At 41.9% G+C, this 16,406-nt stretch carries 20 protein-coding genes; 12 read left to right on the top strand and 8 right to left on the bottom strand.

All coding sequences use genetic code 11. The features are described from left to right. Positions 1-22 precede the first annotated feature (22 nt). The gene (locus FTT86_RS09095; protein WP_005107150.1) at positions 23-475 is read right to left on the bottom strand and encodes a GNAT family N-acetyltransferase; all 453 of its coding nucleotides are present in this window, start codon (positions 473-475) and stop codon (positions 23-25) included. 276 nt (positions 476-751) lie between these two features. Between FTT86_RS09095 and FTT86_RS09100 the strand changes: the two genes are divergently transcribed. The 3 genes from FTT86_RS09100 to FTT86_RS09110 are packed head-to-tail and all read left to right on the top strand — an operon-like array spanning position 752 to position 2,713. Further along, complete coding sequence (locus FTT86_RS09100) at positions 752-1,756, top strand: adenosine kinase (RefSeq protein ID WP_004646774.1); 1,005 nt, start codon at positions 752-754, stop codon at positions 1,754-1,756. Between the two features lie 14 nt (positions 1,757-1,770). Then, positions 1,771-2,079 carry a Rieske (2Fe-2S) protein gene (locus FTT86_RS09105; RefSeq protein WP_004279797.1) on the top strand — a complete coding sequence of 103 codons (309 nt, stop codon included), beginning with the start codon at positions 1,771-1,773 and terminating at the stop codon, positions 2,077-2,079. Between the two features lie 19 nt (positions 2,080-2,098). Then, positions 2,099-2,713, top strand: coding sequence for an OB-fold-containig protein (locus FTT86_RS09110; protein ID WP_004279798.1), 615 nt, complete (start codon positions 2,099-2,101; stop codon positions 2,711-2,713). Positions 2,714-2,779: 66 nt separating this feature from the next. On the opposite strand, the gene FTT86_RS09115 is transcribed toward FTT86_RS09110, so the two are convergent. Continuing rightward, the gene (locus FTT86_RS09115) at positions 2,780-3,451 is read right to left on the bottom strand and encodes a YidB family protein (RefSeq protein WP_044110063.1); all 672 of its coding nucleotides are present in this window, start codon (positions 3,449-3,451) and stop codon (positions 2,780-2,782) included. 105 nt (positions 3,452-3,556) lie between these two features. Continuing rightward, a complete protein-coding gene (locus FTT86_RS09120; protein WP_004279801.1) occupies positions 3,557-4,027 on the bottom strand; it encodes a DUF6231 family protein in 471 nt (156 codons plus the stop codon). A 34-nt stretch (positions 4,028-4,061) separates the two neighbouring features. On the opposite strand from FTT86_RS09120, the gene FTT86_RS09125 reads away from it, so the two are divergent. Next, positions 4,062-4,931, top strand: coding sequence for a DUF2797 domain-containing protein (locus FTT86_RS09125; protein WP_044110068.1), 870 nt, complete (start codon positions 4,062-4,064; stop codon positions 4,929-4,931). A gap of 61 nt (positions 4,932-4,992) precedes the next feature. Here FTT86_RS09125 and FTT86_RS09130 read toward each other — a convergent pair whose 3' ends face one another. The 3 genes from FTT86_RS09130 to FTT86_RS09140 form a co-directional block, all read right to left on the bottom strand. Continuing rightward, the gene (locus FTT86_RS09130; RefSeq protein WP_180181063.1) at positions 4,993-6,858 is read right to left on the bottom strand and encodes a SurA N-terminal domain-containing protein; all 1,866 of its coding nucleotides are present in this window, start codon (positions 6,856-6,858) and stop codon (positions 4,993-4,995) included. A gap of 130 nt (positions 6,859-6,988) precedes the next feature. Then, positions 6,989-7,261, bottom strand: a complete 273-nt coding sequence (locus tag FTT86_RS09135; protein WP_004279807.1) for an HU family DNA-binding protein — start codon at positions 7,259-7,261, stop codon at positions 6,989-6,991. Positions 7,262-7,423: 162 nt separating this feature from the next. Further along, positions 7,424-7,897, bottom strand: coding sequence for a phasin family protein (locus tag FTT86_RS09140; protein WP_180181064.1), 474 nt, complete (start codon positions 7,895-7,897; stop codon positions 7,424-7,426). Between the two features lie 203 nt (positions 7,898-8,100). Here FTT86_RS09140 and FTT86_RS09145 point away from each other — a divergent pair, with 203 nt between their 5' ends. From FTT86_RS09145 to fdx, 8 genes are all read left to right on the top strand, one after another. Then, positions 8,101-8,751 carry a hypothetical protein gene (locus FTT86_RS09145; protein ID WP_180038711.1) on the top strand — a complete coding sequence of 217 codons (651 nt, stop codon included), beginning with the start codon at positions 8,101-8,103 and terminating at the stop codon, positions 8,749-8,751. A gap of 112 nt (positions 8,752-8,863) precedes the next feature. After that, positions 8,864-9,337: an Rrf2 family transcriptional regulator gene (locus FTT86_RS09150; protein ID WP_004279811.1), complete on the top strand. Its 474-nt coding sequence runs from the start codon at positions 8,864-8,866 to the stop codon at positions 9,335-9,337. Between the two features lies 1 nt (position 9,338). Beyond that, positions 9,339-10,556 carry an IscS subfamily cysteine desulfurase gene (locus FTT86_RS09155; protein ID WP_004279813.1) on the top strand — a complete coding sequence of 406 codons (1,218 nt, stop codon included), beginning with the start codon at positions 9,339-9,341 and terminating at the stop codon, positions 10,554-10,556. A 104-nt stretch (positions 10,557-10,660) separates the two neighbouring features. After that, positions 10,661-11,047 (top strand): Fe-S cluster assembly scaffold IscU, encoded by a 387-nt coding sequence (iscU, locus tag FTT86_RS09160; protein WP_004279815.1) that lies wholly within the window; start codon positions 10,661-10,663, stop codon positions 11,045-11,047. A 34-nt stretch (positions 11,048-11,081) separates the two neighbouring features. Next, positions 11,082-11,402 (top strand): iron-sulfur cluster assembly protein IscA, encoded by a 321-nt coding sequence (iscA, locus tag FTT86_RS09165; RefSeq protein WP_005107159.1) that lies wholly within the window; start codon positions 11,082-11,084, stop codon positions 11,400-11,402. A gap of 103 nt (positions 11,403-11,505) precedes the next feature. After that, complete coding sequence (hscB, locus tag FTT86_RS09170; protein WP_180181065.1) at positions 11,506-12,021, top strand: Fe-S protein assembly co-chaperone HscB; 516 nt, start codon at positions 11,506-11,508, stop codon at positions 12,019-12,021. Between the two features lie 41 nt (positions 12,022-12,062). Then, positions 12,063-13,922, top strand: a complete 1,860-nt coding sequence (hscA, locus tag FTT86_RS09175; protein WP_180087289.1) for a Fe-S protein assembly chaperone HscA — start codon at positions 12,063-12,065, stop codon at positions 13,920-13,922. A 15-nt stretch (positions 13,923-13,937) separates the two neighbouring features. Beyond that, positions 13,938-14,276, top strand: coding sequence for an ISC system 2Fe-2S type ferredoxin (fdx, locus tag FTT86_RS09180; RefSeq protein ID WP_004279821.1), 339 nt, complete (start codon positions 13,938-13,940; stop codon positions 14,274-14,276). A gap of 89 nt (positions 14,277-14,365) precedes the next feature. Here fdx and FTT86_RS09185 read toward each other — a convergent pair whose 3' ends face one another. Both FTT86_RS09185 and FTT86_RS09190 read right to left on the bottom strand, forming a co-directional pair. Next, on the bottom strand, positions 14,366-15,811 hold the full coding sequence (locus FTT86_RS09185) for an adenylate/guanylate cyclase domain-containing protein (protein ID WP_180038714.1): 1,446 nt from the start codon (positions 15,809-15,811) through the stop codon (positions 14,366-14,368). Between the two features lie 55 nt (positions 15,812-15,866). Further along, entirely contained in the window at positions 15,867-16,301 is a 435-nt protein-coding gene (locus FTT86_RS09190; protein ID WP_004646760.1) for an HIT domain-containing protein, read from the bottom strand. Positions 16,302-16,406: the final 105 nt, after the last annotated feature.

The raw sequence follows: 16,406 nt of genomic DNA on the forward strand, positions 1-16,406 counted from the left end.
ATCTAAATGAGTATTTACAAGCTTAAGAAATCAGATATTTAAAATAGTTATAGCTTGGATTGTTTTCCACAAATACATAATTCTGCTTTTGATAAAAACTGGCGGCCAGTCGGGTATCTGTTTGTAAGCATAAAGCCGAATAATGCGGACGTGCCAATTGCTCCAGGTAAGCCAAAAGCTGTTTGCCTACGCCATGCTGACGATATTTCGGATGCACATAGAAACGGCGTACCCGACCAATGCGGTCTTCAATGCCATTATCTCCCCATTGCTGGTTTAAGCCGCCACAGGCAACCAGTTTCTTGCCATCATGCGCCACCACCAGATATTCATTGGCGTGGCTAAAGCAGTTTTTCCCGGTGCGATATTCTTCTATTAACTTATCTACCAAATTATAGCCTTCTTTACGTGCCAGAGTTGCCAGTGTTTCGATCTGATCCGGGAGTTGTTCGGCTGTTACAATTTTAATATTCATATACGCACACTATTTGAAATTGTTGTGGAGAATGACAGTTGCCAAGCGACTTAAAGTATCATGCCAGGAGCGATATCTCTTTATAAATAAAATGTGATCCTTAAATCAATGCTGCAGCGCACCAGTGCACAAAAATAAGTCAGTTTTTAGACCAAAGATAGCTGCTGAACAAAATACAGCATTTTTGAAAAGTATTTGAAAATGATTCAGCAAACTACAGCAATCCCAAGCAATCGTGTAAACTTAGGACTTTCATTTTTAATGTGATATTTGAACATGGCAACTGTTGATCTTTTTGCGATTGGTAATGCGCTGATTGACCAAGAATTTAAAGTTTCTGATGACTTTTTAACTGCACATCACTTGCAAAAAGGCACCATGCAACTTGCAGATGGTGAGACTCAGGCCACTCTTTATCAAAATCTTCAAGCGACTCAAGTGTATAAGGGTCAGGCTTCAGGCGGTTCAGCAGCCAACACTACCGTGGCATTTTCTGCGCTCGGTGGTTCTGCATTTTATGGCTGTCGTGTCGGAAATGACGAACTGGGGCACATCTACCTGAAGGGTTTGAATGATGCAGGTATTAAGACCACCACCCAATCGATCAGTGAAGGCGTAACAGGGACATGTATGGTTCTGGTCAGCCCTGATTCTGAACGTACCATGCATACCTATCTGGGTATTACGGCCGAACTGACTGATCAACAAATTGATTTCAGCGCACTAAATAGCGCGAAATGGCTATATCTCGAAGGTTATTTATCAACTTCTGACACAGCACGTCATGCCGTACAACAAGCACGTGATATTGCCCGTGCCAATGGCGTTAAAATTGCCCTAACTTTATCTGATCCTGCCATGGTGCAATACGCGCGTGCCGGTTTGGATGAAATGATTGCAGATGGTGTAGACTTGCTGTTATGTAACCAGCAAGAAGCGCTGATGTATACAGAAACAGATAATCTTGAGGCAGCCCTGCTTAAATTAAAAACAATCAGTCAGCACGTTGTCATTACATTGTCAGCTGAAGGCGCACTGATTTCGGATTATCAAAATACATTTACTGTTCCTGGCCGTAAAGTGCCTGCAGTAGATGCCAACGGTGCCGGTGATGCTTTTGCCGGGGCTTTCCTGTACGGATTGAATGCTAATTTGGGTCTTCAAGCTGCGGCTGAACTGGCGATTCTCATTTCGAGCCAGGTGGTTTCACAATTTGGTCCACGCCTGGCAGTTGAAGACTATGCGGCATTATTACAAGACTTTCAAAAGGAATGTGCTTAATGTTTAAAATTTGCATGACCGAAGACGTTCCAGAACGCGAAGCACGCTCTTTTGAGCTTCCCGATGGAGATAATATCTTTATCACACAGCGTGACGGTGCCTTCTATGCCTATCAAAACCTGTGTCCGCATTTGCAGGTCGAACTGGAATTTCTGGAAAACCAGTTTCTGGATCGCGATCAGGAATTTATTGAATGCTCCACGCATGGCGCCTTGTTTCTGGTAGAAAGCGGTGAATGCATTTCTGGGCCTTGCCAAGGTCAAGCACTTGAAAAAGTAGAGATTACCGTGCATTCTGATGGTGGAATTTACCTCTCAGAATAAGACTAAAACGGACTTCACCATGCCTGCATTTTTTCTAGACTATAACCTGATGCCTTTTCATCTGAGTTTATTGGCGATTATTCTGTTCGGTGTGGTGAAAACCATTGGTTTCTATTTTGGACTCAGACCCAGCAAGTTTCTGCAAAAAATTTCACCTTATGACTTTCAGCAGATGGATCTACTAAACGTCAAATTCTCCAAAACCTTGATTGTGTTTTTCTTCCTGATGAATTTTAGTTTTGCCGGCTATGTTTTACAGTTCCTGATCTATTCTCAGGAATTTAAATTTCTGCCTGCTTATTACCTGATTATTCCGGCTTTAATCATTGCGACTTTTTTTACTATTTTTATGATTCACTGTCTGGATCAGGTCATTCCACCTAAATATAAAAAGAACAATGTCAATTTACTTGGCCGTTTGGCGACAATTTCCAGTGGCAATGCCCGACCCGGTTTTTCTGCTCAAGCGCGGGTGCGAGATGAGTATGGGCAACTGCATTATGTACAGGTAGAACCTGAGTTTGGTGAACTCGGTTTTCAGTCGCAGATTATCCTGATTCGCATGAGAAAATCTCATTATGTTGCTAAGAAAATTTGTAAATCTAATCAGCTGTTCAGCATGAATCTAGATTAAATTCTAAATCATTTAATAGTTATTAAAAAATCCCGACAGATATCGGGATTTTTTTAATGTTTAGATTTATTTTTTAAGAAGTCCTGAAACCATATTCAATACATTTTGAATATCATTATTGGCTTCTTGCTTACTGGTCTGCTCACCTTGTGGAGTAAGCGAATCAATAATCTGCGGCAAGACCTGTGAAATCGCACTATAAACATCCTGTTTCGGTGCATGGGTTTGTTGTGCAACTGCTTCAACTTCCTGATCATCAAACAGGTTTTGCACCTGCTGCGGATCGACATTGGCATTTTCACCGGGGCCGGTCGACACCCAATCATCGACCTGGCTATTGAGCCCCTGTCCTTTAAGCTTGTCTAATGCACCCTGTAAACCGCCCTGTTTTTGAATCCAGGCCAGCACTAAAGGCAGTACTGCAATCAATAAGGTTTTACCAGTAGAACCACCCAATCCTGAACGAGGCTGAGCAGTACCTTGAGTACCACTACCACCGAACTGACTTAGTACTGAACCTAAAATTGCCCCCAGACCATTTTGTCGAGTCTGCTGGCCGGTTTGATTTTGCTGGTTTTGAGTATTTTGATTTTGCTGAGAATTTGACTGGTTTAAATGCCCTAGCACAGACCCCAGGATATCTGCCAAGCCACCTTGTTGTGAGGACTTTTGCTGCAACTGTCCACCACCCAATGCCTGCTTTGCTAATATTTCCACAATACTACTCAGGTTTGTCATGTCCTATATCCTATGTGCATCTTAATTACAGAATACGGCCTGCCCTCATATTGTCTAGGCAAGATTGTGTTAATATTTGCAATCTTAGTTAAGCAGGTTTTCGGCTTACCAGCGAAATTTATCCCAGTTTTCCGGATTAGCCCAAAATTTGGAGTTAAACCAGTCTGGCACGTGCTTATAGGTTAAAATATTAAACTGCCACAGCGCAAAATCGGCCTCATGTGTGGTCTTGTCAATCAGCTGGGTAAATCCTAAAGCTCTCAATAACTTTTCATTTTGCAGCCGGCTGATCACCACTAGCCGTTTGGCAAACAAATCACGTAATTTCACCAGAATTTGACTCATGATCTGTTCAGACAAATGTTCTGTTTCTGCAGTATCCAGCATCACCACAGCCAAGTCATAACGTTGCTGAAAAGGCAGATTTAAAAAGTCAGATACGCTAAAATAGGACCATTGAATAGCTGGCTGAAACTGGACTTGGCTCAAGTCCTGCCCAATACAAATAGCAGTATGAATTGGCTGTTCCTGTGCGAAATCGTCTAGCATTGAAGTAATGACATTCTGCTCAGCCATAACTGCATCCTTATGATTTAAGTGAGTAATTTTTATGGAACTTCAGGGCATTTGTCATAAAATGCACGTCGGCCTCAAGGATCTTAGTGTAACTGATCAACAGATACAGCGGGCAAATGTTGAATATAAATTAATTCTGGATCGTGCAGAAATTGATCTTCCATTTAATTTAGGCCAGGAAATCGAGATTGAATGGACCGGTAATATTTACTGCGTGTCCTGTGGCAACAAAACTTCCAAATCATTTTCGCAAGGTCACTGTTTTAAATGTTTTAAAACCAATGCTTCATGTGATATGTGCATCATGAAGCCAGAGACGTGCCATTATCATTTGGGCACTTGCCGCGAAGATGAATTTGCACAGAATGTCTGCTTCCAACCACATATTGTCTATCTGGCCAATTCCAGTGCATTAAAGGTCGGCATTACCCGTACCAGCCAAATGCCGACTCGCTGGCTTGATCAGGGTGCCACCCAAGCCCTGCCGATTATGAAAGTGGGCTCACGTCGTCTTTCCGGAAAGCTTGAGGTCATGTTTGGTACGCAGGTTGCTGATAAAACTGACTGGCGCAAGCTACTGAAAGGTGAAGCAGAACCATTGAACCTGATTGAAGTGCGTGAACAACTGCTGGAAGAATTTGCGCCTAAAATTCAAAGCATTCGCGAAGAATTTAATCAGAATCTAGAATTTAATGAAAATATTGAAGTATTGGAAGATGAATTCGCACGAGAGTTTATTTATCCGGTAGAACAATATCCGGAAAAGATTAAATCGCATAATCTGGATAAAACTCCTGTGATTCGTGGCAAATTACAAGGCATCAAGGGCCAGTATTTAATTCTGGATACTGGCGTGATTAATATGCGCAAATATACCGGTTATCAACTGATTATTCGTGCTTAAACCATTATTTGCCTAGAAAACAAAAAACCAGCCCGCAGGCTGGTTTTTTTATACAACAATTTTATTTGATTTTTGCCTGAGATTTCAGGTAACGCGTATAGTCATCAAATTCCTGCTGACCACGAAGTTGCTGATATAACTTCACCAACTCACTACGCTGTTCTGCACTTAATACATCCACCGGATTTTTCTTCACTTCTGATACCGCAACCACAACCAGTTCATTCGGCATTTTCGCTGTGGTCACTGACCAATGGCCTGCTTTTGGTGTCGGCAGACTAAAGGCCGCACGCTGTACATCACGTTTTAGTAAACCTTCAGCACGTGTGTAAACGCCAGCATCTTCAAAGATCAAATCACCTTTCGCCACTGCTGCAGCCGGTTTGGTTTTGAACTCATCCAAAGCTTTCTGAATTTTTGCTTTTGCCAAAGCAGCTGCCTTGTCTTCAATCAACTGAGCCTTAACACGGGGTTTTGCTTCTGCCAATGTTTGTTCGCCGGCTGCATGATAATTACGCACCTTTATCCAGGCTACATCACCATTGGCTAACTGAATGCTTGATGAAGCATTACGATCACCATTTTTAACATCGTCATTAAACAATTTGACTTTGAGGTTAGCATCGCTCAGCACAGGATCACGGGTCGAAAGTGTTACACCTTGGGCTTTCTGGACTTGTACACCTTTAACTTCCTGTGTAACGACATCCAGAGAATCACTTCCTACCACCATATCATTTAGCGTATTGACCGTATCAGAGAATGCATTGGATTTTTTAGCAGCCAAGGCTTCTTCAGACAAACGTGCTTTTTGTGATTCAAAAGAAGGAACTGCAACATCTGGCGTTTGCACAGAAATGATGTGGTAACCATAATCTGTTTTCACTGGTGCAGACACCTGACCCGATTTTAAAGAACTAACCGTTTGATCAAATGCAGTACCAAATACACCTTCTTCATAAACGGCAAGCGCGCCACCTTTAGACTTAGATTCAGGGTCTTCAGAATATTGTGCTGCTGCCTGAGCAAAAGTAGTACCGGCTTTAATTTTGGCTGCAATATCGGTCGCCAGTTTTTTTGCTTCAGCATCACTACGACTGTCCGCCGTAATTAAAATATGCTTCACATCTGGTTTAACTGTCTGTTTTTGTGTTGCAACAAAGGCGGTATAGGCTTCCTGAAGCTCAGCCTCTGTAACCGCTAAACTCTCCACCTGAATATCGCTTGGCTTTAACACCACATAGTCGACATCTACACTGGTCGGCTGTTTAAACAGTGTTTTGTGCTTTTCATAATAGGCAGCAATGTCTGCATCCGTCACTTTGACATCTTTTTTATAGCTGTCCAGATTAATGCTAGAAATATGAATATGACGTTGTTCAGTTTGTAAATCAGCAATCTGCTGCATTTCGACTGAGCTTACCAATGGATAATCCAGAAAAGTCGATGACAGCATCTTCAGCGCATGATCTTTACGTAAACTTTCGATCAAAGCGCGATTAGTCATGCCAATTGATTTTAGATAATTTTCATATAAAGCATTCGAGAACTTTCCATCTTGCTGAAAAGTAGGCTGCTGAGCAATCATCTGTTCAATTTGCTGGTCACTCAGACTGATCCCTAATTCTTCAGCCTGTTGCAGCAATAAAGTACGTGCAACCAGCGTATCCATGGCTTTCTGGTCAATGAAGCTTTGATTCAGTAAAGTTTCATCCCCATTGGCATAACTGAGATATTGTTCTTTAAATGATTTGGTCAGTGACTCTAATTCTTTTTGAGATATTTCAGTCCCGTTCACTGATTTTGCTGCATCAGAGTTTCCACTGCTAAAATATCCTTCAATACCTACAAGTGCTAACGGGGTCAAAAACAGAACGAGCAAGACTTTGCCCAACCAACCCTTAATAACTTTACGAAAAGCTTCCATAAGTATTCCAATATTTTATTTGCAAAGGATTTTAACCGAAAATACCCATTGAATGAATGTGTTAATCATCACAATTAAATTTATCAATAAAAAACGCGCCAAAGAAGGCGCGTTTCGTCGCTGGGTAAGCTTAAGCTACAGCGTCTTTTAAGCCTTTACCTGCTTTGAAGCTAGGTACTTTGCTTGCTTTGATCTCAAGAGTAGCACCAGTTTGTGGATTACGGCCAGTACGTGCAGCGCGTTCTTTCACACCGAAAGTACCAAAACCCACTAAAGTTACTGTATCACCCGATTTTAAAGCTTCAGTAACAGAAGCAATTGTAGCATCTAAAGCTTTACCTGCGTCAGCCTTAGATAATCCCCCTTTTTCTGCAATTGCATCAATTAATTCTGATTTATTCATGAAGATTACGTCCTCTTAATATCGTTTATTTAAGGTTCAAGAATTGGTTTAACATGCCATAACGCCTTTATAGCAATGCTTTAGGTATAAACGCAATACTTAAGAACCTCTTTTTTTTCAAAAAATATGCGAAAAAAACATTGAATAATAAATAAAGTCATTTTATTTAAGTTTTTTCGACAATTCTTCTTTCATTTTTTCTTGTTCCGCAGTCAACTGATCAACCTTGGCATGCAACTGAAGAATTAAACGTTCCAAATACTGTACATCCTTCAGTGTGACTAATCCTATACGATTCAATGAGTGATGAACAGAGTTGTCGATTAATTTTTCCACTTTGTCTTTGGTGTCTGTGACCGACTCTTTGGCCTTTTCTGAAACCTTCTCTACAGTTTGATCGGCAATATCTGCAGTTTTAGATTCAAGCTCTTCCCCGACCTTGACCAGCGAGTCAAACAGTTTATTGCCTTCTTCTTCTGCACGTGAAAATGCCCCCAGTCCAGCCAACCAGATTTGTTTGGTGTATTTACGAAAATCAAGAACCGATTTGCGCTCCGAGGCAGATTTAGACTTGGCTTTCAGCGTTTTCTCATTCGAAGCTTCAGCTGAGTCTTGTGCTGTTTTTGACTTGTCCATGTGCACGGCTCCTGTTTGTTTTCTGCGCAATTATTATAAATTATTCTACAAAACCACTGCATAATAGCAAATTTAGTACTTGATAGATTTGATAAACTGTTCTACAAAGCAATTTATTTCAAGTCTAATTTGATTTAACCCTGAAATCTCTTCACAAGCAGGAAGCTTTTTCACTTTATATTTCAGGTAAGGATTGGTTGTATATGAGCGAATCGCAACAAAGTCAAAATCAACCGCATTTGTTGCTTACGATGACGTTAATTGTTTTAGAGACAATATTTACCTTCATTCTCAAGCATGATCGTGTCGTTGCATTACAGGCCAAAAAGTTTGTAGATGAAAACATCTCGATTAAAATCAATAGCTATATTCCATATTTCGACTTTTATGTGCAATTCACCCCCAATGGACTATTATTTGACCACAAAGCACCGGGCCGCATTGTCGACCTGGATGTGCGCACTACACTTCCCGATCTGATTAAAATTTTCATTTTTGGCAATCGTCGTAGCATTCGCAGCATGCGCATTGATGGCAATCAGGTTTTAAAAGATGAGTTTCGTGATCTGTTAACCGTATTCAGCTTGCCAAAAGTACTAGCCGACTGGAAACACTGGCTGTCTGATGCGCCGACGGATGAAGCGGAAATTATTGCTTCTAAAAAGCGTATTGCACCGCTTTTAAAGAAAATTGAAGAACAGCGCTCCAAGATCAATACCCTGCAAGTGGAAGTCAAACAGTATAAAAACCGCCTGAAACGGATCGAACGCCGTCAAAAGCGTATTAATATCATTTTTGGCCTGAGCAGCGTACTTTTGATTATGTTATTAGTGTATAATTGGCTGAGCATGTAAATCTTTCATTCTCCAAAAATTAAATCCCACTAAGGTCTACTAAAAATAACTTGACTAATTTAGTCGGGATTCATAAAATCTACACATCTAGTCTAACCATGTGTATCGAATCATGCGCCTAACCACTCGCGGTCGCTACGCTGTGACTGCTCTACTTGATCTAGCTTTGCAGCCTTCTGAAAAAACGATAACGCTCGCTGAAATTGCAGCACGTCAAACTATTTCTGTTGCTTATCTTGAGCAGTTATTTGCGAAGCTCAAGCGTCATGGTTTAGTTTCTAGTGTTCGTGGCGCAAATGGTGGTTACCATTTAGCACGTAATGCAGATGAAATTACTGTGTTAGCAATTATTGAAGCTGTAAACGAAACAGTTGATGCGACTCGCTGTGACCATAAAGGCAATTGCCAGAATGGCGCGATGTGCTTGACTCATGATTTATGGCAGGAACTCTCCCATCACATCGCCGATTATTTAGAAAAAATCTCGCTTGCTGATCTGGTTGCACGTGACAACGTCCAGACTGTGTCATTACGCCAAAAATCAGCACCTTTAGATTCAGCCCTTTTATCGGTTACAGGTATTTGACATGAAACGTCCGATTTATCTTGATTATGCAGCTACAACTCCTGTAGATCCTCAGGTTGCTGAACGTATGATGGAATGCTTAACATTCGATGGTACCTTTGGTAATGCGGCATCTCGTTCACACGCGTATGGTTGGCAAGCAGAAGAAAAAGTTGAATATGCACGTGAGCAAGTTGCGAATTTAATCAAAGCTGATCCACGTGAAATCGTATGGACTTCAGGTGCAACCGAGTCAGACAACCTTGCACTTAAAGGTGTGGCTCATTTCTATGCATCTAAAGGTAAACATATCGTTACCTCTAAAATCGAACATAAGGCAGTTTTAGATACCTGTCGTGAGCTTGAGTCTGAAGGTTTTGAAATTACCTATATTGAGCCTCAACCTCAAACCGGTTTAATCACCCCTGAAATGGTACAAGCAGCGATTCGTCCAGACACGATTCTTGTTTCCCTGATGATGGTAAACAATGAAATCGGTACTGTGACTGATGTTGCAGCGATTGGCGAAATCACTCGCGCTAATAAGATTTTCTTCCATGTCGATGCAGCTCAGGCAGCGGGTAAAGTTGAAATTGATCTTTCAACTTTAAAAGTAGACTTGATGAGCTTCTCTGCGCACAAAATCTATGGTCCTAAAGGTATTGGCGCACTGTTTGTACGTCGTAGCCCACGTGTACGTCTTAAAGCTGAAATGCACGGTGGCGGTCATGAACGCGGTATGCGTTCAGGTACCCTTGCGACTCACCAGATTGTAGGTATGGGTGAAGCCTTTGAACTTGCAGGCAAAAACCTGGAAGCTGAACAGACTCGTTTACGCGTACTTCGCGACAAATTGTGGAATGGCTTACAAGGTCTTGAACAAGTGTTCCTGAACGGCCATCCAACACAAAACGTTGCGAACTATCTAAACATTAGCTTCAACTTCGTTGAAGGCGAATCATTGATGATGGCATTGAAAGACGCTGCGGTATCTTCAGGTTCGGCATGTACATCTGCAACACTTGAACCATCTTATGTACTTCGTGCATTGGGTCTTTCAGACGAACTTGCACACAGTTCGATCCGCTTCAGCTTTGGTAAATACACTACTGAAGAAGATATCGATCACGTATTGACTATCACTAAAGCTGCTGTTGAGAAGTTACGTGAACTTTCTCCGCTTTGGGATATGTATAAGGAAGGTATTGACCTTTCTAAAGTTGAGTGGGCTGAGCACTAATTTTCATTCTGAGATAGTGACAAATCCGTTGCTATCTCATTGAGAAAAGTTTTTTTACCCCCATATTTAATACTAAGGCTGACCCCGAGGTTTGGAGAAGCAACATGGCTTATAGCGAAAAAGTAATTGATCATTACGAAAACCCTCGTAATGTTGGCGTTTTAGACAAAAATGCTGAAAACGTTGGTACTGGTATGGTTGGTGCGCCAGCATGTGGTGACGTGATGCGTTTACAGATTCAGGTAAACGATGAAGGCGTGATTGAAGAAGCACGTTTCAAAACTTATGGTTGTGGTTCTGCCATTGCATCAAGTTCACTTGTGACCGAATGGCTCAAAGGTAAAACTTTGGATCAAGCTCAAGCGATCAAGAACATTGATATTGCAACTGAACTTGCACTTCCACCAGTAAAAGTACACTGCTCTGTTCTTGCTGAAGATGCAATCAAAGCAGCTGTAGAAGACTACCGTAGCAAGAAAGTTAAAGCTTAATTGTTCCACGTTTTGAAATTTTAACGGAGTTTTCATGATCCATTTAACTGAAAATGCTGCAACTCATATCAGCAATTATTTAAAAAATCGCGGTAAGGGTGAAGGCATTCGCGTTGGTGTGAAAACTTCAGGCTGTTCTGGTCTGGCCTATGTGCTCGAGTTCGTCGATGAAGTCGATGCACATGACCAAGCCTTTGAGCAGTTTGGGGTTAAAGTATTCGTTGACCCGAAAAGTCTGGTTTATCTTGAAGGTATGGAGATGGACTATGTTAAAAACGGCTTGAACGAAGGCTTCGAATTTAACAACCCCAACAAAAAAGGCGAATGCGGTTGTGGTGAATCCTTCACTGTATAAACCCGGCAGTTATTCTCTTTTGACATTAAAACAGTGTGTTTCACACTGTTTTAATTGCATTTATACAGTTATTTTTGCTCATTAATCGCGGATCCCATCTCCCATGAATCATTTTGAGTTGTTCAACCTTCCTGTAGCACTCGATATTGATTTGGCGGCTTTAAAGACTGAATTTTTAAAGTTGCAGCAACAATATCACCCAGATAAAGCTGAAGACAAAGATCAAGCTCTGATTAAATCAAGTGATATCAATCAGGCATTTAAAGCCTTGTCAGCAGTCGATAGCCGTGCAGCGTATTTACTGACTCTCAAGAAACAGGATTATCACTTAGATCAGTCGATCAGTGATTTTGAATTCTTGCAGGACGCTCTGGAAATTCGTGAACAACTTGACGATGCAACTTCTGCTGAAGATTTAACTTCACTAAAAGTCGAAGTCCAGCAATGGATTGAAGGCTTAGTTCGCGAGTTCAAAATTGATTATGCGGATGAAGATTGGGCCGAAGCACGCGATACAGTGCGCAAACTACGCTTCTTCGTTAAAGTCATGGCCGATATCGACAAAGCGGAAGACCGCTTCCTGGACGATGACAGGTTTGATCTTGATGATGATTTCTAATTTTTAGTATTTAATATTTAACGTGCAAAGGATGTAACACTATGGCTCTCTTGCAAATTGCAGAACCAGGTCAATCAAGTGCACCACATGAACACCGCATTGCGATTGGTATCGATTTAGGCACCACCCACTCTTTGGTTGCCACGGTTCTTTCAGGTAAAGCCAAAGTACTTAATGACGAACAAGGTCGTGTGCTACTTCCTTCTATCGTGCATTATGCAGAACAACAGACTCAATACGGCAATGAAGCTGCGCCTTTCATTACTTCTGACCCTAAAAACACCATCGTTTCTGTAAAACGTTTTATGGGTCGTTCGAAAGCTGACATCAAATTCCAGCACCCTTATGCGTTGGTTGGTGAAGCGAATGAAATGCCGGCTTTTGAAACCGCGCAAGGCCGTAAGACTCCGGTTGAGATTTCTGCAGAAATTTTAAAGCAGTTGAAAGACCGCGCTGAAGCCAGTCTGCAAAATCCGGTCAATGGTGCCGTTATTACTGTTCCGGCTTACTTCGATGAAGCACAGCGTCAGGCAACCCGTGATGCTGCTCAACTTGCCGGTTTGAATGTTTTACGTTTGTTGAATGAGCCAACCGCTGCTGCTGTTGCTTATGGTCTGGATCAGGAAAGCAATCTAAGCACAGACCGTAACTATGTGATCTATGACTTGGGTGGCGGTACCTTTGACGTTTCGATTCTGCGTTTCTCTCAAGGTGTGTTTGAAGTTCTGGCAACCGGTGGCCATACCGCTCTCGGTGGTGATGATCTGGATCGTTTGATCCTGAAATGGGCCAAGAAACAACTGAATATTGACACTTTGAATGATGCAGAATATGCACATTTTGTGGTTGCGGCACGTAAAGCCAAAGAAGCTTTGTCGGATGCAGATTCAGTTCAACTCAAATTGCTTGATCAGGTATTGACGCTTGACCGTCCGACATTTGAAGAGATCATTAAAGTCGCTTTGGATAAGACCATCAGCGTATGTAAGCGTGTGATGCGTGATGCCAAGCTTGAACTGGATGACATTCAGAATGTTGTTTTAGTCGGCGGCTCAACTCGTTCTTATGCGGTACAAAAAGCCGTGCGTGAAGTGTTCAACCAAGAACCGCTTTGCACCATTAACCCGGATGAAGTGGTTGCGATTGGCGCATCAATTACTGCGAACCAATTGATTGGCAACTCAACTGATGGCTCATTACTATTAGACGTGACGCCTCTGTCTCTTGGTCTTGAAACCATGGGCGGACTGGTTGAACGATTAATTTCGCGTAATACTGCGATTCCAGTCGCTCGTCGTCAGGAATTTACGACTTATCAAGATGGCCAGACTGCCATGTTGATTCATGTGGTGCAAGGTGAACGTGATCTGGTTGAGCATTGCCGTAGTTTAGGGCGTTTTGTCCTGCATGGCATTCCACCAATGACTGCCGGTCAGGCACGTATTGAAGTGACGTTCCAGGTCGATGCAGATGGCTTGCTGACTGTATCTGCCAAAGAAACCACCTCTGGCGTGACGGCTCAAATCGATATCAAACCATCTTATGGTTTATCGGGTGAAGATACTGAACGTCTGTTGCTAGACGGTTATAAGTTCGCTGAAGAAGATAAGAATCTTCGTCATTTGAATGAAACCAAAGTGGAAGCACAGCGTGAGCTGGAAGCACTGGTTCAGGCACTCAAAGCGGATGCCGGTCTGTTGACTGAAGATCAACGTGCAGCACTGCAAACTGCGCAAGCACAACTTGAAACTCAGCTTCAGGGTTCAGATATCAAAGCGATTGAATCTGCCGTTGAACAGCTTAAAATACATAGTGATGCTTTTGCAGCAGCACGTATGAATCAACATATTGATGCAGCTCTTAAGGGCACTAAACTCGACGACTGGTCAAACTCAAACTAATTTAAGGTAACGACTATGCCACGTATTAAAGTTCTTCCACATGCGCAGATTTGCCCCGAAGGTGCTGAGTTTGAAGTCGAACAAAATGCCAATCTTTGCGAAAGCCTGCTAAAAAATGGCATTAAAATCGAACATGCTTGCGATATGTCAGCAGCGTGTACCACCTGCCATGTAGTGGTACGCAAAGGTTTTGACAGCCTGGAAGAAATGGATGATGTTGAAGCTGACTTACTCGATCGTGCCTGGGGTTTAGAACCTGATTCACGTCTTTCTTGTCAGGTTAAACTGGACGATGAAGATCTGGAAATTGAAATTCCAAAATACACCATTAACCATGCGTCAGAAAATCACTAAGATTTTCGTTGCAGGCTAAAATAAAAAACCACGCTCAGGCGTGGTTTTTTCTCTTTATAAGAAACAATTAAAGTAAATTTACATGAACTTTAAATGTGTTCAATTACTTCATCCTCAAGCTTCAATTTGACAATACCTTGTGAATTGGTCATTTTCTGCTGAGTTTCAATGCGTTTAATCATTTTTTCTAGTACATGAATCAGCTCAGGATATTCAAAGTTTTGCACTTCATCCAGATTCAGCAATAAATGAAAGCCCTTATATTCATAATCGAACCAGCGCTGATACTCGACTTTCTGAGACGCATATTTTTCCATGACCTGCCAGGTTCTTACAGGTGCTTTAATGCCTTTCAGGAAAATCGGCTTTTTCGGTGCGCAAAGATAATCATCTTTGATCAAATTATGAGTATCTTCCGAAATCAGGATTTCATCAACTTCCGCTGCACTTTGCAAACGCGCTGCCAGGTTGGCATCACGCCCTACAATGGTATAAGCCATACGATGCGTAGCCCCATAATTCCCTACGTGGCAATAACCGGTTGAAATCCCCATGCGGATATGCAGTGGCGGATAACCCATTTTAATCCAGCGTTCCCGCAGCAATTTCATTTGCTGACGCATCGCCAATGCCATTTCCATACAGTTCTTAGCATCCTGTTCCACACCTTCGGAGTTCGGATCACCAAAGAAAATCAGGATGGCATCACCCATGAATTTATCGACAGTCGCTTCATAATTTTTAGCGATTTCGGTCATATGCCGAAGATAGTCATTCAACAGGAATGCTAAATCATCTGGAATCAGAGTTTCAGATAGCTCTGTAAAGCCTTGAATATCAGAGAAAAAGATCGTCAACTTTTTACGTTTATATTCAATTTTGGCTTCAGATTCACCTTTCATAATGGATTGCCATAACTGCACGGGCGCATAGCGACTCAGCTGATTGGCAAATTCCATATAACGGTTCATCTGTTCGAAATAATGGTCTTTTTTCTGGGTCATGTATTGCACACGACCACTTTGATAAAAACTTCCGACACCAAAATAGGTAATCAGACAGATAAAGCCTAAAACGGTCAACTCACTGCTGGTCGGTTCGAAATAATTATTAAACCCAAAGACCAGAATATTGGCCAGATAAAAAAGCGTAATCCCGATCAGGCTGGCTAGAGATGCCATCATAAATGAAATTTTATTGCTGATCGCGGTATAGAGCACTGCGACCAGACCCAGCAAGGACAAGACCAAGTCCAGATGCACGGCCGCCAAAACCACCGAAATGACAATGACATCAATCAGGAAAAGAATATTACGCCGGATGTGATAATCATGACGATAGATCAGCCAGCGAGATAGTTTCGGTGTAATTAGCAAAACCAGAAACAAAAAAAATGGAACAAAAAGCTGATACTGGGTATCTGGTTCAGTGTAATGAAAGACGACCAGAACCACAGACAGCATGATGTATCCCATCATGCGATGGAAATACTCAAACTGATGAGGTTCTTTTTGAATCCAGTCGTCTAATTGCACTCACTCACTCCCTGAAGTCCGCAACTGTTCATGGTTCTCGGAATGCCTTGGCTGATTAGTCCATGCGCCAGTCAAATGGCATGTCGCCCTGACCACGTAAAGCCAGCATTAAGGTTTGACGCATATGTGCCAATACTTCACTGCTATAAGGAACAGCAGGTGTACCCCAAACAGGCTTCGGCCATGCAACGTCGTTCTGATAACGAACTACATGATGAAAATGCAATTGCGGCACCATATTACCCAGCGCTGCTACATTCATTTTATCTGCACGGAAAACACGTGCCAGCTGGCTTGATAACCAGCTTGACTCTCTTAAAAACTGCTCTTGGTCAGCTTGACTCAATTCATATAATTCAGAGACACCCGGCACACGTGGAATCAGAATGAGCCAGGGAAATTGCATATCATTCATCAAACGACATGTTGACAAAGGAAAGTCGCCTACAAAAAACGTATCTTGAGCAAGTTGTGGATGCAAACTAAACATATCTTTATAAATGATGCAAAATTAGAATGATGGCTAATACTAACATATCCAACTGAAGCTGAATATTGAAAGCAATGTGTTTAAAGACAAATTCTCATGATTTGT

Source organism: Acinetobacter sp. YH01021 (assembly GCF_013420255.1).
In the GTDB taxonomy this organism is placed as follows: Bacteria; Pseudomonadota; Gammaproteobacteria; order Pseudomonadales; family Moraxellaceae; genus Acinetobacter.

What these genes read in the sequence shown, in the direction of transcription:
- FTT86_RS09095 (WP_005107150.1), bottom strand. Translation starts at nt 475, where the DNA reads ATGAATATTAAAATTGTAACAGCCGAACAACTCCCGGATCAGATCGAA.
- FTT86_RS09100 (WP_004646774.1), top strand. Translation starts at nt 752, where the DNA reads ATGGCAACTGTTGATCTTTTTGCGATTGGTAATGCGCTGATTGACCAA.
- FTT86_RS09105 (WP_004279797.1), top strand. Translation starts at nt 1,771, where the DNA reads ATGACCGAAGACGTTCCAGAACGCGAAGCACGCTCTTTTGAGCTTCCC.
- FTT86_RS09110 (WP_004279798.1), top strand. Translation starts at nt 2,099, where the DNA reads ATGCCTGCATTTTTTCTAGACTATAACCTGATGCCTTTTCATCTGAGT.
- FTT86_RS09115 (WP_044110063.1), bottom strand. Translation starts at nt 3,451, where the DNA reads ATGACAAACCTGAGTAGTATTGTGGAAATATTAGCAAAGCAGGCATTG.
- FTT86_RS09120 (WP_004279801.1), bottom strand. Translation starts at nt 4,027, where the DNA reads ATGGCTGAGCAGAATGTCATTACTTCAATGCTAGACGATTTCGCACAG.
- FTT86_RS09125 (WP_044110068.1), top strand. Translation starts at nt 4,062, where the DNA reads ATGGAACTTCAGGGCATTTGTCATAAAATGCACGTCGGCCTCAAGGAT.
- FTT86_RS09130 (WP_180181063.1), bottom strand. Translation starts at nt 6,858, where the DNA reads ATGGAAGCTTTTCGTAAAGTTATTAAGGGTTGGTTGGGCAAAGTCTTG.
- FTT86_RS09135 (WP_004279807.1), bottom strand. Translation starts at nt 7,261, where the DNA reads ATGAATAAATCAGAATTAATTGATGCAATTGCAGAAAAAGGGGGATTA.
- FTT86_RS09140 (WP_180181064.1), bottom strand. Translation starts at nt 7,897, where the DNA reads ATGGACAAGTCAAAAACAGCACAAGACTCAGCTGAAGCTTCGAATGAG.
- FTT86_RS09145 (WP_180038711.1), top strand. Translation starts at nt 8,101, where the DNA reads ATGAGCGAATCGCAACAAAGTCAAAATCAACCGCATTTGTTGCTTACG.
- FTT86_RS09150 (WP_004279811.1), top strand. Translation starts at nt 8,864, where the DNA reads ATGCGCCTAACCACTCGCGGTCGCTACGCTGTGACTGCTCTACTTGAT.
- FTT86_RS09155 (WP_004279813.1), top strand. Translation starts at nt 9,339, where the DNA reads ATGAAACGTCCGATTTATCTTGATTATGCAGCTACAACTCCTGTAGAT.
- iscU (WP_004279815.1), top strand. Translation starts at nt 10,661, where the DNA reads ATGGCTTATAGCGAAAAAGTAATTGATCATTACGAAAACCCTCGTAAT.
- iscA (WP_005107159.1), top strand. Translation starts at nt 11,082, where the DNA reads ATGATCCATTTAACTGAAAATGCTGCAACTCATATCAGCAATTATTTA.
- hscB (WP_180181065.1), top strand. Translation starts at nt 11,506, where the DNA reads ATGAATCATTTTGAGTTGTTCAACCTTCCTGTAGCACTCGATATTGAT.
- hscA (WP_180087289.1), top strand. Translation starts at nt 12,063, where the DNA reads ATGGCTCTCTTGCAAATTGCAGAACCAGGTCAATCAAGTGCACCACAT.
- fdx (WP_004279821.1), top strand. Translation starts at nt 13,938, where the DNA reads ATGCCACGTATTAAAGTTCTTCCACATGCGCAGATTTGCCCCGAAGGT.
- FTT86_RS09190 (WP_004646760.1), bottom strand. Translation starts at nt 16,301, where the DNA reads ATGTTTAGTTTGCATCCACAACTTGCTCAAGATACGTTTTTTGTAGGC.